At 58.8% G+C, this 24,586-nt stretch carries 26 protein-coding genes; 10 read left to right on the top strand and 16 right to left on the bottom strand.

Annotated features, from left to right (window positions below; all coding sequences use genetic code 11):
• The first annotated feature begins 1 nt into the window (after position 1).
• On the top strand, positions 2-868 hold the full coding sequence (locus tag GF108_RS01530) for a protein-L-isoaspartate O-methyltransferase (protein ID WP_172982548.1): 867 nt from the start codon (positions 2-4) through the stop codon (positions 866-868).
• Here the strand turns inward: GF108_RS01530 and GF108_RS01525 are convergent.
• Together GF108_RS01525 and GF108_RS01520 are read right to left on the bottom strand one after the other, a co-directional pair.
• Complete coding sequence (locus GF108_RS01525) at positions 859-1,746, bottom strand: DMT family transporter (RefSeq protein ID WP_036813436.1); 888 nt, start codon at positions 1,744-1,746, stop codon at positions 859-861. The two genes, GF108_RS01530 and GF108_RS01525, sit on opposite strands and share 10 nt — an antisense overlap.
• A gap of 6 nt (positions 1,747-1,752) precedes the next feature.
• Positions 1,753-2,169: a VOC family protein gene (locus tag GF108_RS01520; protein WP_113280239.1), complete on the bottom strand. Its 417-nt coding sequence runs from the start codon at positions 2,167-2,169 to the stop codon at positions 1,753-1,755.
• Between the two features lie 164 nt (positions 2,170-2,333).
• Between GF108_RS01520 and GF108_RS01515 the strand changes: the two genes are divergently transcribed.
• Positions 2,334-2,495: a Thivi_2564 family membrane protein gene (locus tag GF108_RS01515; protein ID WP_091920228.1), complete on the top strand. Its 162-nt coding sequence runs from the start codon at positions 2,334-2,336 to the stop codon at positions 2,493-2,495.
• Here GF108_RS01515 and GF108_RS01510 read toward each other — a convergent pair.
• The gene (locus GF108_RS01510) at positions 2,492-3,385 is read right to left on the bottom strand and encodes a LysR substrate-binding domain-containing protein (protein ID WP_153666595.1); all 894 of its coding nucleotides are present in this window, start codon (positions 3,383-3,385) and stop codon (positions 2,492-2,494) included. The two genes, GF108_RS01515 and GF108_RS01510, sit on opposite strands and share 4 nt — an antisense overlap.
• 116 nt (positions 3,386-3,501) lie before the next feature.
• Between GF108_RS01510 and GF108_RS01505 the strand changes: the two genes are divergently transcribed.
• A complete protein-coding gene (locus GF108_RS01505) occupies positions 3,502-3,744 on the top strand; it encodes a hypothetical protein (protein WP_153666594.1) in 243 nt (80 codons plus the stop codon).
• 3 nt (positions 3,745-3,747) lie between these two features.
• Here the strand turns inward: GF108_RS01505 and GF108_RS01500 are convergent, their stop codons facing one another.
• From GF108_RS01500 to GF108_RS01490, 3 genes are read right to left on the bottom strand one after another with little or no spacing between them, the layout of a single operon-like run.
• Complete coding sequence (locus tag GF108_RS01500; RefSeq protein ID WP_027230559.1) at positions 3,748-3,936, bottom strand: hypothetical protein; 189 nt, start codon at positions 3,934-3,936, stop codon at positions 3,748-3,750.
• 45 nt (positions 3,937-3,981) lie between these two features.
• Complete coding sequence (locus tag GF108_RS01495) at positions 3,982-4,383, bottom strand: cupin domain-containing protein (protein WP_153666593.1); 402 nt, start codon at positions 4,381-4,383, stop codon at positions 3,982-3,984.
• Positions 4,383-4,754 carry a helix-turn-helix transcriptional regulator gene (locus GF108_RS01490; protein ID WP_051614635.1) on the bottom strand — a complete coding sequence of 124 codons (372 nt, stop codon included), beginning with the start codon at positions 4,752-4,754 and terminating at the stop codon, positions 4,383-4,385. The genes GF108_RS01495 and GF108_RS01490 overlap by 1 nt, the downstream gene beginning before the upstream one ends.
• 120 nt (positions 4,755-4,874) lie before the next feature.
• Between GF108_RS01490 and GF108_RS01485 the strand changes: the two genes are divergently transcribed.
• Positions 4,875-6,059, top strand: coding sequence for an MFS transporter (locus tag GF108_RS01485; RefSeq protein WP_153666592.1), 1,185 nt, complete (start codon positions 4,875-4,877; stop codon positions 6,057-6,059).
• Between the two features lie 15 nt (positions 6,060-6,074).
• On the opposite strand, the gene GF108_RS01480 is transcribed toward GF108_RS01485, so the two are convergent.
• The gene (locus GF108_RS01480; RefSeq protein WP_172982547.1) at positions 6,075-6,842 is read right to left on the bottom strand and encodes a helix-turn-helix transcriptional regulator; all 768 of its coding nucleotides are present in this window, start codon (positions 6,840-6,842) and stop codon (positions 6,075-6,077) included.
• A gap of 559 nt (positions 6,843-7,401) precedes the next feature.
• Here GF108_RS01480 and GF108_RS01475 point away from each other — a divergent pair.
• The 4 genes from GF108_RS01475 to GF108_RS01460 are packed head-to-tail and all read left to right on the top strand — an operon-like array spanning position 7,402 to position 10,668.
• Positions 7,402-8,493 (top strand): MraY family glycosyltransferase, encoded by a 1,092-nt coding sequence (locus GF108_RS01475; protein WP_172982546.1) that lies wholly within the window; start codon positions 7,402-7,404, stop codon positions 8,491-8,493.
• Positions 8,494-8,536: 43 nt separating this feature from the next.
• A complete protein-coding gene (locus tag GF108_RS01470) occupies positions 8,537-9,349 on the top strand; it encodes a glycosyltransferase family 2 protein (protein WP_153667288.1) in 813 nt (270 codons plus the stop codon).
• Positions 9,346-10,017, top strand: coding sequence for a YdcF family protein (locus GF108_RS01465; RefSeq protein WP_172982545.1), 672 nt, complete (start codon positions 9,346-9,348; stop codon positions 10,015-10,017). Before GF108_RS01470 ends, GF108_RS01465 begins: the two co-directional genes overlap by 4 nt.
• Positions 10,018-10,077: 60 nt before the next feature.
• The gene (locus GF108_RS01460; protein ID WP_153666588.1) at positions 10,078-10,668 is read left to right on the top strand and encodes a putative colanic acid biosynthesis acetyltransferase; all 591 of its coding nucleotides are present in this window, start codon (positions 10,078-10,080) and stop codon (positions 10,666-10,668) included.
• A gap of 25 nt (positions 10,669-10,693) precedes the next feature.
• Here GF108_RS01460 and GF108_RS01455 read toward each other — a convergent pair whose 3' ends face one another.
• The 3 genes from GF108_RS01455 to GF108_RS01445 are packed head-to-tail and all read right to left on the bottom strand — an operon-like array spanning position 10,694 to position 14,411.
• Positions 10,694-11,902 carry a glycosyltransferase gene (locus GF108_RS01455; protein ID WP_153666587.1) on the bottom strand — a complete coding sequence of 403 codons (1,209 nt, stop codon included), beginning with the start codon at positions 11,900-11,902 and terminating at the stop codon, positions 10,694-10,696.
• Complete coding sequence (locus GF108_RS01450) at positions 11,899-13,155, bottom strand: glycosyltransferase family 4 protein (RefSeq protein WP_153666586.1); 1,257 nt, start codon at positions 13,153-13,155, stop codon at positions 11,899-11,901. The genes GF108_RS01455 and GF108_RS01450 overlap by 4 nt, the downstream gene beginning before the upstream one ends.
• Positions 13,152-14,411 (bottom strand): glycosyltransferase family 4 protein, encoded by a 1,260-nt coding sequence (locus GF108_RS01445; protein WP_153666585.1) that lies wholly within the window; start codon positions 14,409-14,411, stop codon positions 13,152-13,154. The genes GF108_RS01450 and GF108_RS01445 overlap by 4 nt, the downstream gene beginning before the upstream one ends.
• A 371-nt stretch (positions 14,412-14,782) precedes the next feature.
• On the opposite strand from GF108_RS01445, the gene gmd reads away from it, so the two are divergent.
• Positions 14,783-15,853: a GDP-mannose 4,6-dehydratase gene (gene gmd, locus GF108_RS01440; protein WP_153666584.1), complete on the top strand. Its 1,071-nt coding sequence runs from the start codon at positions 14,783-14,785 to the stop codon at positions 15,851-15,853.
• Positions 15,846-16,835, top strand: coding sequence for a GDP-L-fucose synthase (locus GF108_RS01435; RefSeq protein ID WP_304608900.1), 990 nt, complete (start codon positions 15,846-15,848; stop codon positions 16,833-16,835). Before gmd ends, GF108_RS01435 begins: the two co-directional genes overlap by 8 nt.
• A 129-nt stretch (positions 16,836-16,964) precedes the next feature.
• Here the strand turns inward: GF108_RS01435 and GF108_RS01430 are convergent, their stop codons facing one another.
• From GF108_RS01430 to GF108_RS01405, 6 genes are all read right to left on the bottom strand, one after another.
• A complete protein-coding gene (locus GF108_RS01430) occupies positions 16,965-18,227 on the bottom strand; it encodes a polysaccharide biosynthesis/export family protein (protein WP_153666583.1) in 1,263 nt (420 codons plus the stop codon).
• Between the two features lie 8 nt (positions 18,228-18,235).
• Positions 18,236-20,440, bottom strand: a complete 2,205-nt coding sequence (locus tag GF108_RS01425) for a polysaccharide biosynthesis tyrosine autokinase (RefSeq protein WP_153666582.1) — start codon at positions 20,438-20,440, stop codon at positions 18,236-18,238.
• A 49-nt stretch (positions 20,441-20,489) separates the two neighbouring features.
• Positions 20,490-20,969: a response regulator transcription factor gene (locus GF108_RS22295; protein WP_246663814.1), complete on the bottom strand. Its 480-nt coding sequence runs from the start codon at positions 20,967-20,969 to the stop codon at positions 20,490-20,492.
• 682 nt (positions 20,970-21,651) lie between these two features.
• Complete coding sequence (locus GF108_RS01415; protein ID WP_153666581.1) at positions 21,652-22,311, bottom strand: PIG-L deacetylase family protein; 660 nt, start codon at positions 22,309-22,311, stop codon at positions 21,652-21,654.
• Positions 22,308-23,120 (bottom strand): sugar phosphate nucleotidyltransferase, encoded by an 813-nt coding sequence (locus GF108_RS01410; RefSeq protein ID WP_091950741.1) that lies wholly within the window; start codon positions 23,118-23,120, stop codon positions 22,308-22,310. The genes GF108_RS01415 and GF108_RS01410 overlap by 4 nt, the downstream gene beginning before the upstream one ends.
• Positions 23,117-24,412 carry a class I SAM-dependent methyltransferase gene (locus GF108_RS01405; protein ID WP_153666580.1) on the bottom strand — a complete coding sequence of 432 codons (1,296 nt, stop codon included), beginning with the start codon at positions 24,410-24,412 and terminating at the stop codon, positions 23,117-23,119. The genes GF108_RS01410 and GF108_RS01405 overlap by 4 nt, the downstream gene beginning before the upstream one ends.
• Positions 24,413-24,586: the final 174 nt, after the last annotated feature.

Raw genomic sequence — 24,586 nt, 5'->3', positions numbered from 1 at the left:
CATGACTGATTCCGAAGACTTGAAGCGCATAAGGCGGGCCTATGCCGGCAAGGTGCTGGCAAGCGTTGGCGTGGACGACGCGCGCATCGAGCGGGCCTTTTCAGAGGTGCCGCGGGAGGACTTTCTCGGTCCGGGTCCATGGCCGATCATCAGGTATGGACTGGGGTTTGGTCTCAGCCCCGATAACGATCCGGTTCACCTTTATACGGATGATCTCGTTGGCATCGCGCCGGAGCGGCACATCAACAATGGCGAACCGTCATTGCATGCCCACCTCCTCTGGCACGCAAAGATTGCCGAAGGCGAGCGTGTCGTTCATATCGGCGCCGGCACGGGCTATTACACCACGATCATGGCGCACCTCGCGGGACCTTCAGGACGCGTTCTCGGCATTGAAATCGAAGCGGATCTTGCGGCGCGCGCGAAGGAATATCTCGCCGGTTACCGCAATGTCGAAATCGTTCAGGGGGATGGCACGAAACGATCGTTCGAGCCCGCCGATATGATCTACGTCAATGCCGGCGCAACCAGGCTTGATGATGGCTGGCTCGATCGTCTCAAGGACGGAGGCCGGCTTCTTCTGCCGCTCACGACCGACGATGGCTTCACCCTGATCGGCCGTGGCTCGCGTCCCCGCGGCGCCGTATTCCTCATTACCCGCCAGGGCGATGCGTACGCTGCGCGGGCGGTCTCGGGCGTAGCGATTTATCCGTGCGCAGGGATGCGGGACCCAGAGTCCGAAAGAGCCCTTGCCATCGCATTCGGCAATGGCGAGCCTAAGCGCGTGACGCGCCTCTACCGTTCAAACGATGTACCCCCCGAGCGTTGCTGGCTCGAGGGAAAGGGCTGGTGCCTCGCCTACGATTGAGACAGTGAAACGGCATCCTTGTTGCGGACCGACGTTCGGTTCTTGAGATTGAGAAGGTTGCCGCTGAGGATGAGAACCGCGCCAAGTGCGGTGAACATATCTACGCGCTCCGCATAGATCAGCCAGCCGAGAACGGCCATCAAGGGCACCCGCAAGAAGTCCATCGGGATTACCACCGTTGCGTCGGCATATTGCAGCGCCTTCGCCATGCAGAAGTGCGAAAACGTGCCGGTAAAGGCGATGATTACCACCCACGGCAGGACGTGCAAGGACGGCCATTGCCACACGTGCAGGGCGGGCAGGAGGCCGATCGCCGATTGGATGATCAGCATCCAGAAAATAATCTTCACGACGCTGTCCGTTCGCGTCAGTGATTTGACCATCGTAAAGGAAATGCCGAATGTGAAAGCCGCGCCAAGCACGATCAATTGTCCGGTTTCGACCGAACCGATGCCCGGGCGGACGATGATGACCACGCCGACGATGCCGAGGATGATGGTGAGGATGCGCCAGATATTGAGGCGCTCGCCGAGGAAGGCAACGGCCATCAGCGCGGTCCAGGCCGGCGTCGTGAACTCGATAGCGATGACCTGCGCCAGCGGAATCATCGACAGGGCCTGGAGCCAGGCGAATTGTCCGGCATAATGCGCGGCGTTGCGGCCGAGATGCTGCCAGATGCGGCTCGTCTTCATCGCCCTGACGCCGCCCGAAGAACGGACGAGCGGATAAAGCATGGCAAGACCGATGAGCGAGCGCATCTCCATGATCTGGAAGACATTGAGCTCGCGAGAGGCTTCGCGGCCGGATATGGCCATCATGAGGATCGCCGTGAGCGATCCCATCATCCAGAGGGCAGCCTTCAGTGTGGATTGCGGCATGATGAATTATTGCTTGGCGTAAATTCCGGCGAAATCCGCAAAACCTTTGACTTCGATCGGATTGCCCGAAGGATCGCGGAAGAACATGGTCCATTGCTCACCCGACTCGCCCTTGAAGCGCACGGTCGGCGGCATGACGAACTCCACATCCGCCTTGGCGAGGCGCGCGGCCAGATCGTTCCAGGCGTCAAGCGGCAGGATGACGCCGAGATGCGGCATCGGCACCATGTGGTCACCTACCTTGCCCGTGTTGGTGGTTTCGAACGGCTTGCCGAGGTGCAGCGAAATCTGATGGCCGAAAAAATCGAAATCGACCCACGTGTCCGTGCTTCGTCCTTCCTCGCAACCGAGGATTGATCCGTAAAAACGCCTTGCCTCGTCGAGATCGGTGACGTGGTAGGCAAGGTGAAACAACGAGCGCATGGGAAATCCTGATCTATGGCGGGGTGCGGCGGACGCTAACAGCAAAAAAGCAGCCAAACAAACCTATTCCGCTGCCAAGTCATGGATTTCATGGAACCAATATAGAAAGCAAGGAGTTATCTGAGGCTACACTCATATGGTTCCCCAAAAACAGGAAGTTTATAATGTCGATTTTGATCAGTCTGTTGATCACCGTTCTGGTGATCTTCCTCGTTCTTTACCTCATCCAGATGCTGCCGCTTGACGGGCGCGCGAAGCAGATCGCCCAGGTCATCGTCATTGTGATCGGCATCATTTCGCTATTGAAGTATCTCGCAGTCTTCTAAGCGTCTTCAGCAGCAGGCTCCAACTGGCCGAGAAGCCAGTCCCGGAAGGCGCGGATTTTGGGCACGTTGCGCCGCGCCTCCGGATAAACAAGCCAGTAATAGTGGTCGGCAGTGCCTACAATATTGAACGGCTGGATAAGCAGGCCTTGTGCAAGCTCGGTCTCATAGAAGGCCGGCGTAAGAATGCCGACCCCTTGGCCGGCAATCACCGCTTTGCCCTCAAGGTGCTGATCGCCGAAACGGCTGCGGGGGTCGCCGCGCAGATCGGGATTGGCAATTCCCGCCGCATTGAACCACAGGCGCCACCACGGATCGCCGGGATCGACGATCGTCAGCCTCAGAAGATCCTCCGGTGATTTCACGCCCCCAATCGACGCGGCAAGCTTGGGACTGAGCATCGGCGTAAAATCGGCATCGAAAATACGGTGCGCGACGAGGCCCGGCCATTTGCCGCTGCCCGACCGTATGCCGATATCGGCGTCTTGCCTTGAAAAATCAATGATTTCCCGGTTCGCCTGCAGGCGCACCGCCAGGTTTGGCTGCGCGAGTTGGAATGATCCAAGCCGCGGCACGAGCCAGTTCGCAGCAAATGTCGGGATCGTGCTGATGGTCAATACGCCGTCGGCATTCTCGCGCGTCGCAGCTATTGCCGCCCGCATCATGTCGAACGCGTCGCTGATGACCGGCGACAGGCGCGCGCCGACCTCCGTCAGGGTAACTTGGCGTGGGCGGCGCAGGAACAATTGCGCGCCGATGCGCTCTTCAAGGAGCTTGATCTGATAGCTGACCGCAGCCTGGGTCATGCCGAGTTCTTCCGCGGCCTTGGTGAAACTGCCGTGGCGGGCGGCGGCCTCAAACACCCGGATGGAAGCAAGCGGAGGTAGGTTCATTCACGTCTCACATAAGCTCTGCTTATGCATGCTACTTGGCGTTTTGTTGGAAAACAAGGCGGAACGGGCGCATGTTCGCATCACCCAAGACTAAAATCGCCATTGGAGTTGAGACAATGACCACGATGACAACCCACGCCGCTCGTACTGTCGGCCACTTGACGCTTCGCGGCCTTCTGACCAAGCCCGGACGCCAAAACCCGGTCGAACGCCGCCCCGTCAGAATCGACGCGGAAGAGTTTTCCGATCACATGCTGCGCGATATCGGCATGATTGACGGACGCCCCGCCCGCGGCGAGCGCGCGGGTGAGGATGATCTTGGCGCGTTGCTGCGCGACGGACCGAAGCGGTTTCTTTAGAGTCTAGGAGTCGAAATCGGTTTCGAGCTGCTTTTCCAGTGCAACAAGGTCATCGGGCAAGGGCATGCCCATGGCCCGGAGTTCGTTGAGCTTTTCACGCAGGTTCTCGTGAATTTCATGGGCATCGGTGGGCCGCTGGACCATCGCTTCGAGCAAGAGGGCAATTTGTGCCTTGATGTCTTCGAATGCCATGTTGTGTCCTTTCACGCCGTACACTGAGAAGGTTATGATAACAGATTATTCCTGGCCGGAGTATTGGCTGTCGGAGACCTTTTCCATCCACTCCGCAGCCTTGCCTTCAAGCCTCTCCTGCATGGCAAGATGCGCCATATAGGCATCAGGCCCGGCGCCATGCCAATGCTTTTCGCCCGGCGGAATCCACACCGTATCGCCGGCCCGGATTTCGCGGATCGGTTCGCCCCATACCTGTACGAGCCCTTTTCCCGAAACCACGTGCAGCGTTTGTCCTAGCGGATGGCTGTGCCAGGCAGTCCTGGCCCCGGGCTCGAAGCGCACAAGAACGGCCTGAAGCCGCGCCGGAGCTGGCGTTTCAATGATCGGGTCCTGCCAGACCGTTCCGGTGAAATATTCCTCGGGGGCGCGACGCGAAGCGACCGAGCCAATTGCTTTGATTTCCATCACATACCTCGCGCAGTTTCCGGTGCTGCCGGATAGTCCAAAACCTCATGCGTTTGCATTGCCGCAGCCGACGTGACCACCGAATCCAGAAATCCCGGGAACCGGTGCTCAAGATCATCGCGGCGCAATGTCAGGAGGCGGCGCGTGCCGTCCGGGCGCACGTGTATAATGCCGGCCTCGCGCAGCTTTGCCACATGATAGCTGATGGCCGTCTTGGAGCCCAGCTGGAGAAACTGGCCGCAAGTCATCGCTTTTTCGCCGTTTCGGGCAAGAATTGCGATGATGGCAAGGCGGGTTTCGTCGCCAAGAGCAGTCAGGACGGCCGGCAGCGCGATGTCTTCGGCAGTGGGGTGATCGAGATATTCTGTCATGCGAATTTAATAGCAATTGGCAGGAGAGTTTTCAATGTTCAATATTTGTTGAACTTTAAGCTTGACTCCTGCAAGTCCCAGGCGTTAGTTCAACGCTCATTGAACATTTAGGTGACTCCCATGGATATTCGTCTGTTCGGATTAGCGCTTGGTGCATTCGCCATCGGTATCGAAGCATTCGTCGCGGCAAGTCTTCTGCCGCAGATCGCCGGCGATACGGGCGTCACATTGGTCCAGGCCGGCTATCTTGTCGTGGCCTATGCGTTTGCCTATGCGATCGGAGCGCCGGTTGTTGCCGCGCTCACCGGCTCGCTCGACCGCCGCACGATCCTGGCCGGCAGCGCAACCGTTTTCGTGATTGGCGCGCTGTGCGCCGCCGTTGCGCCTACATATCTGCTTCTCCTGCTTGCCCGCCTCCTGATTGCAGTGACCGCTGGTCTATATGCGGCGACGGCGCAGGCAACGGCGGTCGCCATTTCGGAACCACATCATCGTGCCCGCGCGGTTGCCGCCGTCGTCGGTGGCACCACGCTTGCTGTCGCGTTCGGCGCGCCGCTTGGCGCGGCTATCAGCGCTTTTGCCGGATGGCGCGGCACCTATGCCTTCATCGCGCTGATCGGTCTGATTGCGGCGGTTGTCGTCTGGTCGCTGTTGCCCCGCGGACTTTATGCAGACCGACTTACTCTGTCCCAGCGCCTTTCGGTCATCCGCCACCCCGGCCTCATGCCGGCGCTGCTGACCACGCTCCTTTACATGACCGGCGCTTTTGCGGTCTATACTTATATCGCAGCGATTGCCGTTGACGGTGTCGGCCTCGGCAAGTCGATGCTGCCCGTGGTTCTCCTATCCTTCGGTATCGGCGCGGCCATCGGTAATTTTTTGGGAGGCCAGTTGTCTGACCGGCTCGGTGCTACCCGCACTGTGGTCGCTGCCTCGGTCCTCAATGCCGCGGTGCTGGCGACCGTAAGCTGGATCATGCAATTGCCGCACGAAATCGCCGGTCCCGTTCTCATCGCGCACATGTTCGTCTGGGGCGTGATCGCCTGGATGTTCCCGCCGGCGCAGGCGAGTCGGATCCTGACCATCGCGCCGGAAAGCGCGCCATTGGCGCTCTCGCTTAACTTTTCCGCGCTCTACCTCGGCGTCGCTTTCGGATCGATGATAGGCGGCCAGATCCTTTCCCATGTCGGGCTGATCCATCTTGGCTGGCTGGGCGCGCTCTTCCCGGTGCTGGGACTCTCAGTGCTCCGGTTTGCGGACGCGACGTCCCGCAAGGAGAAATTGTCGATGGCTCGATTTGGCTAGCGCATGCCTCGTTCTCTAGTGAACGACCGTTGTGTCGAAGGGCTTCAGACCGTGATGCTCCATGCTGTCGCGATAGATCGCCGTCGCCTGGGTGCGGTTGTGCGCGCGCAATTTGCGGATGAGATTGTGAACATGCACCTTGACCGTATGCACCGAAAGGGCAAGGCGGTCGGCAATGATCTTGTTCTGCAAGCCCTCGGAGAGAAGCTGCAAAATCTCGTGTTCGCGCAGGGTCAGGGTCTTTACCGGCCAGGCATTCATTGAAGTATGGCTCGGCTGGGCGCTGAACGGCGTCTGAGCCTTGACCTGTGTGCCGTTTGCAGCCTTTGCCATCGAGCGAACAATCGTTGACGGATAATATTCGCCGCCGTTGAGCATCAGCCAGACGACCGCCAGCCACGCATCAAGCTTCAGGCTGAAAGGCAGGAGCCCCTGCACCAGATTGTTGTCGAAGAGCGTATTGAATTCTGGAATGGACGCACTCGTGTCATCGATCATCAATGTCACGTAAGCATCGGGAAAGCGCATTTTGCAGCGCGCGATACAGTCGATGAGGTCGGAGACAAAATCGGCGTGGATCATGACCAGACCGATTGCGTCGTCGTTTTCGCCGGAGTCGGCAAGCTTGTTTGAAAGGTCGACCTTGAGATCGGGAAACGTTCGTTCGAGTGATTGCACAAGGCCCTGGAAAACGACTCCAGCCTCGGCATAGATGAGGATGCCGCTCTTGAAATTCGCTCCACCCTCGTTCGGGGAGCCGTTTTGGATTTGGTCAGTCCTCATACGCGCCACCGTCACACTCATGATCCTACCCTACGCCATTTGATGAGAAAAAAGCCGCCAGATTTTGTTATGATTCGATTGGAATCGCCCCCGTCCCAAGGCCGATTCGTTGCGGCTAACCCCTTGTATTTCATGTTAATCGGCAAGGGTAATGGACCAAACGTGACGCGGGCGTGACGCGAAGGTGCGATGTACGCGCGCGCGAGGCCGGACACATAGAATCCGATCATTTCGGGGTTGACGCGTTCGGCTAACAGCTCACGGGAAGCGCTTGTTTTCCCACGGTCGACGTTCTTTCGCTCCACCAAAGGGACACACAAGTTCGAGCCGGGTTCATCCATCAGGTGGAACCTCTTCTCACTTCTCCTAAATGGCGCGGAATCACTCCCGCCGGTACTGTTTTCCAAAATCCACTCGGTTTGGCCGTGACAGGTGAACACACCTTGCATGGCGAGTGTTCAATTCGCGGGGGTGCGCCTTGTTTGCATGGATCACCAATTGTTTTGCAGCATTGATTGTAAGTGCTGCGCTTGTCGTAATCTTGAAACGGGTCTCACCTGTGTTCGCCCTCGTCGATCATCCCGACCGGCGCAAGTTGCACGATGGCGTCGTTCCGCTCTGCGGCGGCATTGCTATCTTTGTAACTTTTGCGCTTGTCATGATGTTGCACGACCATGCGCCGTCGCTTCCCGTCAATTTCTGGGCAGGCGTTTTCGTAACGTTGGTGGTCGGCATAACCGATGACCGCGTCGATCTGCCAGCCGTGCGTCGCCTGGCTGCGCAGTTTCTGGTTGCCCTGACGCTGGTCAATCCTTTTTCCGGAGTCACCGTCGTCACCGGCATTGCCCTGCCGCCCGCGCTGCTGGCCATATCGTTTCCGCTTCTGACCATCGTCGCGATTCTCTTCGTCATAGGCCTTATCAATGCCTGGAACATGATCGACGGCGTCGATGGCCTTGCCGGCGGCTGCGCCGCAGTCGCCCTGTTATGGCTGTCGGTAATTGCTGGCTATAAGGGCGTGACGGAGCTGATCCTGCCAATGCTGGTGCTTCTTGCGGCTGTGGGAGGGTTTCTTGCCTTCAATATGCGTAGCCCATGGCTCGCGCGCGCCAAGATATTTCTCGGCGATGCCGGAAGCACCGCGCTTGGCGCGGTCATTGCCTATTTCATCATAACCCTGTCCATCCACGCCAACATAGCGTTCACCGTGCTGCTCTGGATCGTCATTGTTCCGGTCATCGATACGTTGAGCCTGATCGTGCGCAGGGTCCATGCCGGCCGCAGCCCGCTTGCCGCTGATCGCTGGCATCTCCACCACCTCCTGCTCGACCGCGCGATTCCGCCTGCGAAAACCACACTCACGATCGTTGCAGCTTCGGCGGTGTGCGGGGGGATTGGGTGCCTCGGCATCATGCTCGGTGTCTCGAACCTTGCCATGACACTGGCGCTGGTGGTGCCGTTCCTAGTGCACAGCGCCTTCGTCTACGTAACGTTGTCGGGGCGCTCAACGGCCGTTCAGCGCCCGCTGGCGCCGGTGCAGAAAATGTCGGCCATTTCGGCAAGCGCTATTCGGCCCGACCTCAATTTAACCCACACGTCCGTGCAACCGGCCAAGCCCTCCCGGCCTGGCATCCTTTCGGACGCAGTTTGACGACCTAAGAAACCGGAGCGAGACAGTGATTTCTGCATTGATCATGACCCTCAACGAAGAAGAGTGCCTGCCAGCCTGCCTGGCATCCCTCAGCTGGTGTGACGATATCGTCGTGCTGGATTCGTTCAGCACCGACCGCACCGTCGAGATCGCCAAGGCAGCTGGAGCCCGCGTCTATCAGCACAAATATGAAACCGAAACCAAACAGCGCATGTATGGGCTGAAGGAGATCGAGTTCAAGCACGAATGGGTCTATATGCCCGATGCCGACGAGATAACGCCTGACGATTTGCGCGACGAAATGCTGTCGATCGCCGCTGATCCGAGCCGCCCCGAGGCCATGTTCAGCGCGCGCTACAAAAACATGTTCATGGGACGCTGGGTCAAGCACTCGAGCCTCTACCCGACCTGGATCACGCGGCTAGCACGTCCCGAACGCATCCAATATGAGCGCGAGTGCCACTCCCGACCGGTTGGCGATGGCCCGACCGGCCGCCTCAAGTCGCATTTCATCCACTACAGCTTCGCCAAGGGCATGGCGGCCTGGTTCGACAAGCACAACCGCTATTCCGGCTTTGAAGCGCGCGAATCCCTGCAGATCCTGCGGAGTAAAAGCATCCCGTGGCACAGCTTCTTCAGCGCCACGCCGGAAGCAAGGCGCAGGGCGCTCAAAGAATTCTCCTATCGCCTGCCTTTCCGGCCGCTGGCGCGATTTGCCTACATGTACTTCCTGCGCGGCGGATTTCTCGACGGATGGCAGGGCTATCATTACTGCCGCCTCATTGCGTCCTACGAGTACATGATCGTCATCAAGATGCGGGAACTGCAGCGGCGAGAGCTTGGCCTTTCGATATGACCGCAGTCAACGCGCATTCCGTGACGGTTTCGAACGAGCGCGTGCGACGCCTGCCGTTAAGGGAGTATCTCATTCCGGCCATCGGACTTGTTGCCGTCCTGACAGTTCTGTTCGTGCTGTCGCTTCCGCTCCTCGCGCAGAGGCTCCTGACCATTCAGGACCAGCCGGCCAAAGTCGACGTGATCGTCGTCCTTGGCGGCGACGGCCCGGCGCGCGCCAAGCTTGCGGCCAGTCTGTGGCTTGGCAAGTTTGCGCCCCGCGTCCTCATCAGCGGCGATGGCGATTGCTACTGGATCAAGACCGCAATGGTCGAGCGCGGCGTGGATGAGAAGGCCATCGACGTTGAGTGCCAGTCCGGCACGACATGGGAAAACGCGCTCTATTCGGCTCCCTACGTGAAGCAAATGGGCGCTCGCAGCGGAATCGTGGTGACAAGCTGGTATGCATCGCGGCGAGCGATCACAAGCTTCGACGCCGCGTCGCCGGACGTTCACTGGCTGTCCGTCCCGGTGACAAATCGGCAGCCCATGTGGAAACTGGCAATCGGCACCGACACCTACCTGCAAAAGGAATTCCCGAAATTGATCTGGTATACCGTGCGCGGTTGGCTGGGGCTCAATTCGACATTCGTGCCGGCGCCGTTCCCGTCGCGGGAGGTCCGGGCATGAACGTAACTCGGCAAACGTGGCACATGGCATCAAACAAAACTGGTAAGGCGGGGTAAGACAATGCGCTCACGGTACAACGATCCGGCATTCGACGCAGCGAGCGCGCCTTTGCCCCGTCTCGGCGGAGCGACATTTGCGCTCAGGTTCCGCCTCATGCGCCTCCTTTGGATGATATCGTGGACGCTCCTTGCATCCTGGACGCCTTCGCCGCTCAGTCCATGGCGGGGTTGGCTGCTGCGCAAGTTCGGCGCCAGGATCGACCCTTCCGCCATTGTCAGAAGCAGCGTGAAGATCTGGTGGCCCGGCAACCTCATCATGGGCAAGCACGCATCCATGGGGCCCGGCGTAATTTGCTACAACGTCGCCGAGATCACGATCGAGGATTTCGCCATCGTCTCGCAGCGCACGCATCTTTGCACCGGAACGCACGATGCGGACGATGCGGATTTTCCGCTGAAGAGCCGGCCGATCACAATCAAGACCAACGCCTGGATCGCGTCCGAAGCCTTTGTCGGCCCCGGCGTCGTCGTCGGCGAAGGTGCTGTCCTCGGTGCACGGGGCGTTGCCATGCGCAAACTCGATCCATGGATGATCTATGTCGGCAATCCGGCACAGCCGGTCAGGGCGCGCAAACAACCAGCCAACGGCTGAGTGTCATCCCTGCACAACCAAGCTACTATGAATGGTCGAGAGCGACGCGGAGATTAGCAGAACCAGTCGCTGCGCTGAGGTTCGGAGATGCGTAGCCCTGGACCGTCAGTTCCGCAACGCGCGGCCATGTATAATTCTCGTGCACAAGGCGCTTGCCGTTCTCGCCCATGATCGCGGCCATATCCGGATTGCCGAGGATATCGCCGATCGCCGCGGCAACATTTGCGGGCTCGAGCGCAACGACTGCGCCGGCGTGGGCCGTCCTGACTTCGGGAAAGTGACAAGGCTCGCTGATCACCACCGGCAGGCCGCAGGCAAGGGCTTCGGTAATGGCGACGCTAAAGCCTTCCTGGCGGCTCGGCAGGCAGAAGCACGCCGCATCCATCAGCGCCCGTAGCTTCTCCGCGCCGTAGATCGGTCCAGTAAGATGAACCCGGTCCGTAATTCCCAGTTCCTTGACCAGGCTGACGAAACCATCCTTCGCGCCGCCATCCGGTCCCGCAACGGCGAGATCGACGTCAGGGTGCGATTTGGCCAGCATCGAAAACGCCGCGGCCAGGATATCGAGCCCCTTTTTCGTATGAAGGCGCGACAGGAACAATACGACCCGCTTGCCTTGCAACTGCGGAAAACGCTCGGCAAAATATCCCTTGCCCGGCAAATCGGCGAATTCTTCGAGAAATATGCCGTTCGGGATGACCAGGCGTGGCGGGGTCAGTCCCAACGGGTCAAGCAGGTTTGCTTCGTCCGTATTCAGCGTGTGGATGAACTTTGACCCATTCAACATCTTGCGGTAGCCCAGCAGCAGAGCGACGCGCTTCTTCAGGCGCTTCTGCTGCATGCTCCAGACATCGAGCATCCCATGCGGTTGAACGCAGTATGGAACATTCAGATTCCGGGCAATGCGCGCGGCATGCTTCAGGATTGGTTCCCAAACGCCATGAATGTGGACGAAAGACGCGTCCTTCAATACGTTCCGAAGCGCTCTTGCTGCGCTCAGCCCGAGAACGCGCTCGATCCGGTCCGGGTCGGCCAGAATGTGCCAGCGGACTTTTGCAAGATGCGGCACGTCGTGTGCCGCGCTCAATGCGCGTTGCCGGATGTCGCTCCCGCCATAGCTGACGATCTCAACCTCGTGGCCGAGGGCTGCCTGTGCTGCGGCGAGGCGTAAGCAGCCGGCTTGTGGTCCGCCCTGCGCTGGATCGATCGAACTGACGACGTGATAAATTTTCATGAAAGCGCGGCCTGGTTGACTGTCTGCTGTTGCGATGGAAGCAGGGAAAGTGCTTCGAGCAAGCGCTCGCCATAGCGCTTGACCGTAAACTCTGCGGCCCGTGTCACCGCGCTTTCGGACATCGCGGCTCGCGTGCCGGGGTGTTCGCTCAGATCAGTCACCGCTTTGGCGATGGCTTCACTGTCACGTATAGGCACGATGAAGCCGTCCACGCCGTCCCGCACGACGCTGCCGGCATGTTCGGTACAAATGACCGGCAGACCAGCGGCGAGCGCCTCGTAGATGGCGGTAGCCGAACCTTCGCAAATGGATGGCAGGAGGAACACGTCAGCCCATTCATATTCTTTGGCCATTTCGGCGCGGGGCACGATACCGCGCAATTCGACGGATCGGCCGATCTCGGCCTTGACGTCCGGTGACAGTCTGCTTGGCCCAGCCATTCTGAAGGTAGCGGACTTGCCGAGCATGCGTGCCGCCTCGGCGACGTAGGGCGAACCTTTGCGCAGGCCGACTTCCCCCACGGTGAGGACGCGCAAGGGACCGCCGATACGGATAATGTCCTGCGCCGGAAATTGCGGATCAATCCCGTATGGCACGACGACGCAGCGTTCCGCGCTGCCACCGCGCGCAATGACGTTGCGCCGTACAAATTCCGAAGGGCAGACGATCACGTCGGCGAGCGCCCACTCGGCTTTTTCCCGTTCGGCAAATGCCCGCGCATATTGATTCTCACTATAGGGACCCGCCCAATCGGGAAAGCGCGCGTGTTCGCCGGCGACGAGTTCTTCGACGGTGTCCCAAGGCGCAATCATCTGCTCGACCGCAGTCCACATTCCCTGCCGTTTCGCGGCCTGCATTTGCTCCAATGCATCGCCGGCAAAAGCATAGAGGCCGTCGGCGCCGTGGAAGCCGCTGGACGCCACCAGGCGCGAAAACTCGGAACCGGCCCAGACCGTATGAGCCATATGCTCGATACTGTTCTTTTGCCGCAACCGGCGGACCGCCGACCGGGCACCGAAGTTCGGGAAGGTCGAGATGAGTTCGGCCGGTACCCCTTTGGGTATCCGCCCCGTCAGCCGCTTGACGGATGACGGAAGCAGACGCCGTGGCAGCTTGTTGACGAGCCGGGGCCATCCCTGGGTAGCACAAATATCTGTATAGAAATGTGCCAGCCGCCCCTCCGAGGCGAAGATGCGTGGCACTGCGTAATGCATGCGCGCACCGAGCTGACTGACAACGACGCTACCGCTCATTCTGCTGGCCCGAAAACTGAGGTTTGTGATGAAGCCGCCGATTGCTGGCGGAACTGGTGCATGACGTCGGACCAGGCTCCGACCGCCCGGTCGCGCGAGAATACGGTGTCGAGGGTGTGCCTGGCATTGATCCCCATCTGCGCGCGGTGCGCCGGCTCGTTCTTCAATCTGAGAATGTGATCGGCGAGCCTTTGGCCCTCACCGATCCTGACCGCTGCCCCGCAATCTGCCGAAGCGACCACGCGCGCGACCTCGCCATTGCCGTCGCCGATGAACAGCGTTGGACGGCCGGCAGCTAGGACCCCGTAGAACTTGCTTGGAACGATGCAGTGTTCGAGCCTTGGTATCAGCGAGACGATATGCGCGTCGGCCGTGCTGAGGCTTTCAGCGATGTGTTCGGACGGCTGGAGCGGTTTGAACGTTACGTTCTTGAGGTCGCGGTTGCGGACGATTTCTTCGACATGGGCGCGCTGCTGGCCGCCACCGATCAGGAGGAACCGGATGTCGTCATGGTCGCTGAGAAGCACGGCGGCTTCGATCAGGGTCGAAAAGTCGTGGGCACGGCCGAAATTGCCCGAGTAGCCGACGACGAACTTTTCCTGGAGTCCCCAGCGTGTGCGCAGAGTGTTGTCGGCGGGAAAGACCGGATAGATTTCTTCCCCGTCGGACCAGTGATGCATGACGCTTAGGCGGTCCTCGTCAAGCCCGTGCTCGGCGAGGTAGGACGCCATCGAAGCGGTGGGACAGACGATCATTGTGGATTTGCGCATCGACCAGTCGCGCGCAACCTTGCTCAGCCTGCCGGCGATGCTCTTTTCGGACAGCATGCCGAGTTCCATCGCCACTTCCGGAAACAGGTCCATGACCCAGTTGACCATGCGAGCGCCGCGCCAGCGGATCGGCAGCGCTGTCGTCACGGAAAGTAGCGGCGGGTCAGTGCAGATGACGCAGATATCTCCCTTTTCCAGATTGGCGAGACACCAGAAGAACGCGGAAATATGGAAGGTCAGGTAATCGATTGCGCGGCCAAGAATGTTGCTGCGCCCAAATCGCGTTGCCCAGAGGCGTTTGATGGTGACCCCACCGACCACCTCATCGGCGGGAAGCTCGATACTGGGATTGTCGTGCATGGTGCGGCTGGCGATGGCGGCAACGTCGAAGCCGCGCCGGCGCAACGCAAACGCGAGCCCTGAAACCATGCGGCTCGTCGCCGACTGATCGGGTGAGAAGTAGCGATTTGCAAAAACGATCTTCATGTGGAACTGCCTCGAGCCATGGCTGTGCCCAGCCCTGAAAACTTGGCTGTGATTGTTGCAGTTCGCAGCGGAGACGGACAGTTCAACAAAGGCACTACCAATGTCGGTGCCCCGTTTCCCGGATCTACCACTTCCGGAGAAGCCATCATCCATAGTCGCCCCTTTTATCGACCGGAATCAGCCCGCTACGCCTTATGTTTCATCGCCCTGGATGCCGTGCCTATCCCTATTGCCGAAGTGTCTCCCGGCCCGCGGTCTCTATAGTGAAACGAGGATTCTTCACTGTTTTCGGTTGCCGTTTCCATTCGGGGAAGCCGGTCCGGAGGCCAAAATGAAAAGAAGCTCTGAGAGCACGAGACCGGGGATAAGATATGACCGCGAAGACCGCTTTGATCATTGGCGTTACAGGCCAGGACGGCGCCTATCTGAGTGAATTCCTGCTCAAGAAGGGCTATATCGTTCACGGCCTGAAGAGGCGCTCCTCCTCGTTCAATACTGCGCGTATCGATCATCTCTACCAGGACCCGCATGAGGAAGACATTCGCTTTCGTCTGCATTTCGGCGACCTGACGGATGCAACGAACCTCTGCCGTGTTGTCCAGGAAATCCAGCCGGACGAAATCTACAATCTCGGTGCGCAAAGCCACGTTCAGGTCAGTTTCGAAACCCCCGAATATACCGCCAATTCGGATGCGCTGGGCACCTTGCGCCTGCTCGAAGCCATGCGCATCATGAAGATCGAAAAGACCTGCCGGTTCTACCAGGCTTCGACTTCCGAACTGTTCGGCAAGAGCAAAGAGGCGCCGCAAAACGAACAAACGCCTTTCTATCCGCGCAGCCCCTACGCCGCCGCCAAGCTTTATGCCTACTGGATAACCGTCAATTACCGTGAAGCCTACGGCATGCATGCGTCCAACGGCATCCTTTTCAACCATGAAAGCCCGCTGCGCGGCGAAACCTTCGTCACCCGCAAGATCACGCGCGCGGTTGCCGCAATCGAACGCGGCCTCCAGGAGAAGCTCCGCCTCGGCAACCTCGAAGCCAAGCGCGACTGGGGTCACGCGCGGGACTATGTCGATGGCATGTGGCGCATCCTGCAGCAGGACCAGCCAGATGACTATGTTCTCGCAACCGGCGAAACCCACACTGTGCGCGAATTCGTCGAAAAGGCTTTTGGCGCCGTCGGCAAGGAAATCGAGTGGACGGGTTCCGGCGTCGACGAGATCGGTTATGACCGCAAGTCGGGCAAGGAACTCATCGAAATCGATCCGCGCTATTTCCGACCGACCGAAGTCGAACTGCTCCTCGGCAATCCTGCGAAGGCGCGGGAAAAACTCGGCTGGACGCATACAGTCTCGTTCGACTCGCTGGTGACGGAAATGGTAGAATCTGATCTGAGGAACATCATGCGCGAAGAAGGGCGGAACGATTTCTATGGCTGAGACCGAGGATCATCACTTTGACCTGCGCGGCAAGCGCATCTGGGTGGCGGGGCATACGGGTATGGTGGGCTCCGCGCTGGTGCGGCGCCTGCAGAACGAGGGATGCGACCTCCTGCAGGTCTCGCATGACGAACTCGACCTCACGCGCCAGGCCGATACCGAGGCCTGGATGGCCAGAGCCCGCCCGGATGCGATTTTCATTGCCGCGGCCAAGGTTGGCGGCATTATCGCCAACTCCACCTATCCGGCCGATTTCCTCTACGACAATGCCATGATTGCCATGAACATCATGCACACCGCGCATCAGCTCGGCGTGCAGAAGCTGTTGTGGCTCGGCTCGAGCTGCGTCTATCCGAAATTTGCGGAGCAGCCGATCACCGAAGACTCGCTGCTGACCGGCGCGCTTGAGCCGACCAACGAGGCTTACGCAGTCGCGAAAATTGCCGGCCTGAAGCTTGCCGAGGCCTATGCGCGCCAATATGGCCAGCGGTTCATTACGGCGATGCCGACCAATCTCTACGGCCCGAACGACAATTTCGACCTGCAGAACGCACATGTACTGCCGGCATTGATTCGCAAGATGCATGAGGCGAAGATCGCGGGAAGTCCCAAGGCAATCGTCTGGGGTACCGGAACGCCGAAGCGTGAGTTTCTCCATGTCGATGATCTCGCCGACGCCTGCGTGTTCATCATGAAAAACCATGCCGGTCCTGAGATCATCAATATCGGCTCTGGCCGCGAGGTCTCGATCGGCGAACTCGCAAGGCTCATAGCCGGGATAGTGGGATACGAAGGCACGATTGTCTTCGATACGACCAAGCCCGATGGAACCCCGCGCAAACTGGTTGATCCGGCGCGGCTCGAGAGCATGGGCTGGCGACCGAACGTGGCGCTCGAGGCCGGCATCAGCGATCTCTATCTGCGCTGGCAGCAATCGATGCACGTATCTCTTAGCGAAAAGCGCGTCGTTACTGCCGCTTAATAACTAAAATTCGGTCGACCCGCTTGCGCTTCCGGCGCGGGCGGGTTGATCTTTCTGCACTCTGGTTCGAACGAAGAAGCCCGCCGGGGTTAACAACCGCCGGCGGGCTTCTTCGGTTTAATTACTTGGCTAATTGATTTTCTTCTCGACTTGACCCGGCATGGTTAGCTGCGCGCGCAGGATATCGCCCGCCTTGATCGGATCATGCTCGGAAAGTTCGGTTTCCTTGTAATCGCCATTCACATTGCGAAGCACACTGAACGTCAGTTTGATCGATTCCTCGCGGGTGCTTGCACGCTGTGCGCTTGCTCCGATTTCAGACATGGTCTGCACGATGAAGGAGAGCTTCTTGCGCAACCTCATAATGTCGAGGTCGATGTCCCGCAACTGACTGGCTGCGTCGTTCGAGCGCTGCTCGCGCAAAGCAAGCAGGTTCTGCTGGATGGCATTCTCGTTCTGCTTTGCCCGGGCGAGGAACGAACCAAACTCCAGCGAGTCGCGGCGCATTGCCGAGAGCTGGCGTTGGGTATCGCGCAGCGTCGATTGCGACGTAAGGCCCTTGTCGACCAGAGTTTGCGAGGCGTTGACATTCTTCTCCAGGAGCGAGATTTCGTCGTTGCGAAGCCGTGTGCTTTCTTCGAGCGTCTGGATCTCCTCGCGGTAGTTCTGCGTCTGGGCTTTCAGCGCCTGTTCCTGGCTCGCGAGTGTTGCGAGCCTCAGGTCGAATAGCCTGCGTTCGGAATCGACCACGCCCTGGCGCGCATCCCTGTCCTCGGTTGGCGTATCGCTCGAGAGCACATATTCGAAAGGCTTGTCGTCGAGTTCCGCTTTCAGACGCGCCTCCCTGACTTCTTGCGCGAAGAGCTGGAGACTGGTGTCGGAATAATCCTGGCGGGCCGCCACAAGCTGCACGCCGGCCGCGTCAATCTTGCCCGCCTCCTGTTTCAGGCCCCCGCTCAAGGCGAAGAGTTCGAGCGCGATCATGCCCGGGCGATACTCATATTTTCCCGGCTTCTGCACGTCGCCGATAACGAACACCGGAGCATATTCCTTGACCGCTACCGACACCGAAAGGCCCGGTATGTGTTGCAGGAGCGCCTGGCTGATGCTGCCGGTAACTTCCGGGATGCTGTGATCGGCGACCGCGATGTTGCCGAGGATCGGATAGCCGATCGTTCCGTCGACACCGACCGGGAATACCCCGGAGAGGCCGGCGTCGCCATAGACGGTGATCTGCAGCACATCGCCGGACGCAATCTTGTATGGCTCTTCAGCCCAGGTCGGGGACACCGTCGACGAGAGCAGCAACAGTGACGAAAAAGTCCAGGCTGCCACAGTGCGATTGATGCGAAAGCCGATGCCGTTACTTTTGTTCTTTTGTTTGATTGACATGGTTCACCTCATGCCTTCGCTGTGAAGGAGCGGGATTTTTTGACGTGCCCGGCGATCTTCTTGATCACCTGAGGCGATGCAAACTTGATCTTCGGAAGGGAGGTATCGATATGGTCGGCCTTGCCTACCCGGCGATCGCTGTTGAGCACGATGCCACTGATCTTGCGGCCATCCGCACGCAGCCTGTTGACGGCGGCAACCACCATATCGGTTCTTGCCGTGTCGCGCCGTACGACGACGATTGTCGTATCGACCAGCGCCGAGACGCGGATCGCGTCTGCGCCGTTATTGAGGGCAGGCGTATCGATCAGCACGATGTCATACTGACGCTTCAACTGGGCGATCATCTTGGCGAATTGTTCGTGGCCAAGCAGATACTCGGCTGGAACTTCGCAGCTTTGCGAAGCGACGAAATCGATGGTCGACGCGAGATCGTGTTGAACCGCAGCTTCCAATGTCTGCCTGCCGCGGATAACCTCTTCGAGATATGGGCCGAACTGGTCGCCAAATTCCTGAGCAACCATGGGGTTACGGAAATTGGCGTCAACAACGACAGTCCGGATGCCAGTCGCAGACAGGGACCGGGCCAGGCCGGCAACGATCAGCGTCTTGCCTTCCTGATCGCCGGCCGAGGTAATTGCGATGGCTCGCGATGCTTTCGGTGAAGACGACAATAGCAAGTGGGCCTGAAGATCAGCGATGGCTCGTCCGAAACTCGAGTGGCCATCCCTTACCATCCGGGCGACTTCCTGGCGTTCGCGATGTGTGAGCTCGGGAATACGGCCAATGATCGGCAGGCGGGTGATCGTTTCGAGCGATTCAGGCGAGCGGATCGACCGGTCGAACCATTCGATAAGGAATGCTCCGAGGAAGCCCAGACCCGTGCCGGCAATGATGCCAAGCAGGAGCCAGCTCTTGAGGCGCGGGCTCGATTTGGACGATGCCGGCTGCGCGCGCGAGATCATGCGGGCGTCAGCCGAGGCAATACCATCCTGCTCGATCGTCTGCTTGTAGCGTGTCAGGTAGCTTTCATAGATGGCGCGATTGGCGGCCGCCTCGCGGTCGAGTTGGTCCGCGTGTACCAGCGCCTGGTTGGCCGTGGACATGCTGTCCTGAATCTCTTTCAGGTTGGCTTCCACCGCCGCCTGTTGCCGGTGCGTGACATCAATCTCGCTCCGAAGGCTATTGATGATCTGCTGGATCCCTTCATTGATCTGAACGTTCAGCGAATCCAGCTGAGAGTTCAGTTGCGGCAGTTGTGCACTTTGCGTGGCGCCGCTCTGCTTGATTTCCAGAATGGCGCGTTCGACGCGGGACTGTTCGGTGCGCAACGCCAGGATTGCCGGTGAATTCAGGACTTCAGTCAATGCGACGCCAGCCTTGTTGTTTGCTGCGTCGATCGCCGTGGCGAGCCGGGCTTCCGTCCCTGCAAGCTTTGCGCGAAGATTGGCCAACTCGCCATTGAGTGCAGCGATCTGCTGGGACTGCAATGTCATGCCATTGGCCTTCACAAGGCCCGACTTCTCACGAAAGTCAGCGGCGGCCCGTTCGGATTGTTCAAGCGTTGCACGCAGGCTGACGATCTTGCCGCCAAGCCAGTCGCCGACGCGCCGTGTAGCGGATGTCTGAACATCGACCTGGTAGTCGAGATAGGCCTCGCCGAATGCATTGGCCACTGCTGCGGAATAGACGGGGTTATCCGAGCGGTAGCTGATATAGATTGTGTAGGAACGGCCGTCATTGGCAACATTCACATCGGACAGAAGCTTGTCGATGCGATCGCGGTTCTGATCCTCCAGCGTCGCGGCATTGGCGCTGTCCGGAACTGGCGGTTCCACTCGCGATGCGGCTCGCTCCGCCTCGGGAACAAGCCTCCCGTTGGCGTTGAAGCCCTCTCGATCGAGCCGGGCCAGGACGTTCTCTGCCATCGTTCGCGAGGTTATGATGTCGAGTTCCGTCCGCAACACCGGACTTTCCTGCGGCAAGGGGGAAACCACGGACTCCGTCGGCAATGCTTGGAGTTTACGTACATTGAGGGCGAGGATCGCTTCGGAACTATACTGTGCCGGTGTGAGCATATAGCCGACGAGCGCCACGCCGACGGCTGTGGCAACTCCCGCCAGAACAACGAGCTTTCGGCGCCACAGTAGCGAGGCGATGCGAGGCAGCGCCATGCCGCTGCCATGGGTGGACGGTACTTCGGATACGATCATGATTGACCCCCCTGCAAGTTCAGATTTCGGTTAACTGGCCCAGGTCGGGTCAGAATCTGGTCTCATGCGGGATCATGTCGCTAATCTTGTAGGCAACCTCGGTCCGGTTCGTCGCGCCGAGCTTCTTCATGATATTGCGGATGTGCACCTTGACTGTGCTTTCGCATAGGTTCAGCTCGTAGGCGATGATCTTGTTGGCCTTGCCGCGGCGCAGACCCTCGGCGACGGCCGACTGGCGAGCCGTGAACGAGGTTGCGATGTGGCGGAATTCGTCGTTCCGGTTGCCGAGCATCTTGCGCAGTGCAAGGACGCTGCTTGCCGGTACGAACTTGCCGCCGGCAATGGCGAGCTCGATGGCCTGCATGCAGATCTCGATGCCGCATGTTGTCGGAATATAGCCGCGAACACCGATTTCGAGCGCCTTCAGGACATAATTGAGGTCGTCATTTTCGGCGACGACGACGACAGCCGCGCTGTCGAATGTTGCAACGAGTTCGCTGATTTCCGCCGTCAGATCGGTATCATCCATGTTGCGGTTGCCGGCGTTTACCAGGACAGCGCGAAGATGGGAAACACTTCGCTTTGACGCGCGCCATTCTTCGAGACTACCGAAAGTATATACTTTAAGACCGATGTGATGATTGTGAAGAGCCTGAGCAAGGCATTCGCGTTCGAGGGCGCGTTTGTCGACAATTGCGAGATAATCTTCAGGCTGATACTTTTGGAAATGGCGATCGTTGCTATATACTGCGTGATGGTGCTGATTGTTGTTTACAACGATTTCGCGGGTAAAGGATTCATTCTCGAGTTTCCCCATAAGGGACGGATGCGTATTCTCCATTTTACTACCCCAGTTTTTATATTTGTTGCGAGTTGATATATTGAACGTGTTAACCACGCCCAGCCGCACTTCTTTTCACGGTTTTCAATTTACGCCGATTATTTCGGGGTGTCTTTAATCCTCGAATAATTCATTCGATTGGGGCAAACGGGCCGATCTAGGCAGCGCCCAGATCTAGGCCTAGTCAGGATTAGTTCGACTTAGGCGGTGTTTAGTCATAAAACTGCGAAGAATCGGACGGGCTAAATACTTAATTACACGGGTTATACTTAGGGATAATCAATTTACGCACAACAGAGGCGTGCGGGAAGGGCGATTCGGTCGCCTCTGGCCTCCGAATCGTGGGCTTGCTGTTTGCAAGCGTGAAAGCTCACTTGAATGTGATCGCGAGCTTGCGAACGGTGAAGCCCTCGGCAAAGCGATCGGTGGCCCGGCATTCCATGCCGCGCAGCCTCGCGAGGCCCTTGAAGGTCAGTTCATCGAACCAGTCCTTGGAGCGCTGCGTGCCGAAATGCTTCAACAGCAGCTCCACCTTGCGGTCGATGATGTTCGAGGTCAGGGGCACATAGGTGTTCGGTTGTCCGACATCACCATCCCATTTGGGGATCTCGTATTCCAGCACGAGATGATCGCGGAAGACATTGGTGGTGAGGCGATTGACTTCGCGATGATCCTGATGCGCGTCGTCGCGCGTGTGCGTGAAGATCACATCGGGTGAAACACGGTCGCGCAGTGCCGTCAGCCACTGCTTGATCTCCCGGCTCTGGTCGGGAAAGTAACTGTCCTCGAATTGGCCGAGGTCGATCATGTAGGATGCAGCGCCCTGGAGGAACGACACAGCCGAATCATTGGCCTCGCGTGCCCGGACCCCGGATGCGCTCAGCACACACCAGTGAACATCGACGAGCACTCCATCCGCGATCAGCGTTAGAATGGTGCCTCCGGCGCCGATCTCGATGTCATCGGAATGGGCGCCGAGGCAGAGTATCGACAGGCGTTCACCGCGTTTTGCCAGAGGCAGTTGCTTCATAGTGCCTTGACCACTCGGATATTCGTTCCGTCTCGCGCAGCACCGTGGGCCGTCCAAGGCATGTCGCCCCGTTCCACCATCTCCTGGAGCGACTGCCAGTCGCGTAGGGTGTCCATGGATCGCCAGAAGCCTTCATGTTTGTAGGCCATCAGCTTGTCCTCGGCGATGAGGCGGGTAAAGGGCTCAAGCACGAGTTCTTCCCCTTCGCGCATATAGTCGAAGATCTCGTTGCGGAAGAGGAAATAGCCGCCATTGATCCAGATATCCGAGCGGTCGGAGGAGCGGAACTCGCGCACGCGCCCGTCTTCGGCAATGTCTGCAAGATGATAGGTGAGGGGCGGGCGGACAGCGAGGAAGCAGCCAATCTTGCCGCTTGCCTCGAACTTGGCGATCATGTCGTCGAGATCGACATTGGAAAGGCCGTCGCTGTAATTGGCGAGAAAGATGGGCTCGCTCTTCACCTGGTCGCGCACGGCCCACAGGCGCTCGCCGATATTGCGCCAGATGCCGGTATCGATCAACGAAATCCGCCAATCCTTCTGCGACTCGCCGAGAAGTTCGACATTGCCGTTGCCGGAAACCACGCAGTCCGAGAAGGTCTGCGGCCGGACGTTGAGGAAAAAGTCCTTGACCACGTTGGCCTTGTAGCCGAGGCACAGGACGAAGTCGTCATGACCGTAATCGGCATAGTACTGCATCACATGCCGGAGGATCGGTTGCGAGCCCAGCGGAATCATCGGTTTCGGCACGTTCTCGGAGTATTCGCGGATGCGCGTTCCCATACCGCCGCAGAAAAGGACGACTTTCATGGCTGCAACTCCTTCGGATCGATGATGCTGACGCCGGGGATCGGGACGATGAACTTCGCGCCCCATTCGGCGACATGGCGCATTTGATTGACGATCTCTTTTTTGAGGTTCCAAGGCAGGATCAGGATGTAGTCTGGCTGCATCAGGTCGATGGCTTCGACAGGTTCGATCGGGATATGCATGCCTGGCGTATAGCGCCCATGCTTGTAAGGGTTCCTGTCGACGGTGAAGTCGAGGAAATCGGTGCCAATGCCGCAATAGTTGAGCAGCGTGTTGCCCTTGCCCGGCGCGCCATAGCCGCAGATCGACTTGCCTTCTTCCTTGGCTTTGATCAGGAAGGAGAGAAGTTCACGCTTTACCTTGCGTGCCCGCTCGACAAACGACGTGTAGACTTTGAGCGTGTCGAGGCCTGCCTTCAGTTCGTTGTCGCGGACGCGCGCTACGCTCGGCTGTATCTCGCGTGCACTGTCTTCGTGAGCGAAATGGATACGCAACGAGCCGCCGTGGGTGACGAGTTCCTCGACATCGACGACCTTGAGGCCATGGCGCTTCGCCATATGCTCGATGGTCAGCAGCGAGAAATAAGAGAAGTGTTCGTGGTAGATCGTATCGAACTGGTTTTCGGCGATCAGCTTCTCGATATGCGGAAACTCGAGCGTAATGACGCCTTCGGGCTTCAGCAGGACCTTCATGCCGGCGACGAAGTCGTTGAGGTCCGGAACCTGCGCGAGGACGTTGTTGCCGACGATGAGATCGGCACGCAGCCCCTCGGCAACGAGTTCACGTGCATAGTTCTCGCCAAAGAATTCGACGCGTGTCGGTACGCCCTTTTCGATCGCGACCTTGGCGACGTTGGCTGCGGGTTCGACGCCGAGCACTGGAATGTCGAGGGGCAGAAAATGTTGCAGCAGGTAGCCGTCATTGCTGGCCAGCTCCACGACCAGGCTGTTGCGATTGAGATCGAGCTGCCGTGCCATCTGGTGGCAGTACTTCTTGGCGTGAGCGACCCAACTCGTCGAATAGGAGGAAAAATAGGCGTATTCTTCGAAGATCGCCTGGGGGCTGACATATTCAGCAAGCTGCACCAGGAAGCATTCCTCGCAAACGAAGACATGCAGTGGATAATAGGCTTCCATCGAATCGATGTGTTCGCGCGGCACGAAACTTTCGCAGGGCGGCTGCATGCCAAGATCGATGAAAGTGTGCTTCAAACCGGTGCCGCACAGGCGACAATGGTGAACTTTGTCACTCGGGCGGTTTGCCAACAAAAGCGTGCTGGTTTGAATGTTCATGCGGTCGCTCCCGGTCACTGGCCACGACCCGCGCAAAGGAGACGTTCCCGGCGGACCGATCATTGCTGTTCATGGCTAGAAGGTACGGCCTCGGCGCTTCAGGGGCGATATGACTATGCGACCAGTGGGGTCATCCGAAGGTGGAACGTAGGCGGATCAGGTCGTTCAAACGGA

Origin of the sequence: Phyllobacterium sp. SYP-B3895 (assembly GCF_009647635.1) — a bacterium.
Taxonomy (GTDB): Bacteria; Pseudomonadota; Alphaproteobacteria; order Rhizobiales; family Rhizobiaceae; genus Phyllobacterium; species Phyllobacterium pellucidum.
Note: the sequence above shows the minus strand (reverse complement) of the source record. Positions and strands in the feature narration are given on the sequence as shown.

Bases quoted from the DNA above. Each gene is read 5' to 3' on its own strand.
- GF108_RS01485 (WP_153666592.1), top strand. From the start codon at position 4,875: ATGGATATTCGTCTGTTCGGATTAGCGCTTGGTGCATTCGCCATCGGT.
- GF108_RS01530 (WP_172982548.1), top strand. From the start codon at position 2: ATGACTGATTCCGAAGACTTGAAGCGCATAAGGCGGGCCTATGCCGGC.
- GF108_RS01490 (WP_051614635.1), bottom strand. From the start codon at position 4,754: ATGACAGAATATCTCGATCACCCCACTGCCGAAGACATCGCGCTGCCG.
- GF108_RS01510 (WP_153666595.1), bottom strand. From the start codon at position 3,385: ATGAACCTACCTCCGCTTGCTTCCATCCGGGTGTTTGAGGCCGCCGCC.
- GF108_RS01500 (WP_027230559.1), bottom strand. From the start codon at position 3,936: ATGGCATTCGAAGACATCAAGGCACAAATTGCCCTCTTGCTCGAAGCG.
- gmd (WP_153666584.1), top strand. From the start codon at position 14,783: ATGACCGCGAAGACCGCTTTGATCATTGGCGTTACAGGCCAGGACGGC.
- GF108_RS01460 (WP_153666588.1), top strand. From the start codon at position 10,078: ATGCGCTCACGGTACAACGATCCGGCATTCGACGCAGCGAGCGCGCCT.
- GF108_RS01525 (WP_036813436.1), bottom strand. From the start codon at position 1,746: ATGCCGCAATCCACACTGAAGGCTGCCCTCTGGATGATGGGATCGCTC.
- GF108_RS01455 (WP_153666587.1), bottom strand. From the start codon at position 11,902: ATGAAAATTTATCACGTCGTCAGTTCGATCGATCCAGCGCAGGGCGGA.
- GF108_RS01415 (WP_153666581.1), bottom strand. From the start codon at position 22,311: ATGAAGCAACTGCCTCTGGCAAAACGCGGTGAACGCCTGTCGATACTC.
- GF108_RS01495 (WP_153666593.1), bottom strand. From the start codon at position 4,383: ATGGAAATCAAAGCAATTGGCTCGGTCGCTTCGCGTCGCGCCCCCGAG.
- GF108_RS01480 (WP_172982547.1), bottom strand. From the start codon at position 6,842: ATGAGGACTGACCAAATCCAAAACGGCTCCCCGAACGAGGGTGGAGCG.
- GF108_RS01410 (WP_091950741.1), bottom strand. From the start codon at position 23,120: ATGAAAGTCGTCCTTTTCTGCGGCGGTATGGGAACGCGCATCCGCGAA.
- GF108_RS01515 (WP_091920228.1), top strand. From the start codon at position 2,334: ATGTCGATTTTGATCAGTCTGTTGATCACCGTTCTGGTGATCTTCCTC.
- GF108_RS01430 (WP_153666583.1), bottom strand. From the start codon at position 18,227: ATGTCAATCAAACAAAAGAACAAAAGTAACGGCATCGGCTTTCGCATC.
- GF108_RS01405 (WP_153666580.1), bottom strand. From the start codon at position 24,412: ATGAACATTCAAACCAGCACGCTTTTGTTGGCAAACCGCCCGAGTGAC.
- GF108_RS22295 (WP_246663814.1), bottom strand. From the start codon at position 20,969: ATGGATGATACCGATCTGACGGCGGAAATCAGCGAACTCGTTGCAACA.
- GF108_RS01470 (WP_153667288.1), top strand. From the start codon at position 8,537: ATGACCCTCAACGAAGAAGAGTGCCTGCCAGCCTGCCTGGCATCCCTC.
- GF108_RS01465 (WP_172982545.1), top strand. From the start codon at position 9,346: ATGACCGCAGTCAACGCGCATTCCGTGACGGTTTCGAACGAGCGCGTG.
- GF108_RS01520 (WP_113280239.1), bottom strand. From the start codon at position 2,169: ATGCGCTCGTTGTTTCACCTTGCCTACCACGTCACCGATCTCGACGAG.
- GF108_RS01435 (WP_304608900.1), top strand. From the start codon at position 15,846: ATGGCTGAGACCGAGGATCATCACTTTGACCTGCGCGGCAAGCGCATC.
- GF108_RS01445 (WP_153666585.1), bottom strand. From the start codon at position 14,411: ATGAAGATCGTTTTTGCAAATCGCTACTTCTCACCCGATCAGTCGGCG.
- GF108_RS01450 (WP_153666586.1), bottom strand. From the start codon at position 13,155: ATGAGCGGTAGCGTCGTTGTCAGTCAGCTCGGTGCGCGCATGCATTAC.
- GF108_RS01425 (WP_153666582.1), bottom strand. From the start codon at position 20,440: ATGATCGTATCCGAAGTACCGTCCACCCATGGCAGCGGCATGGCGCTG.
- GF108_RS01505 (WP_153666594.1), top strand. From the start codon at position 3,502: ATGACCACGATGACAACCCACGCCGCTCGTACTGTCGGCCACTTGACG.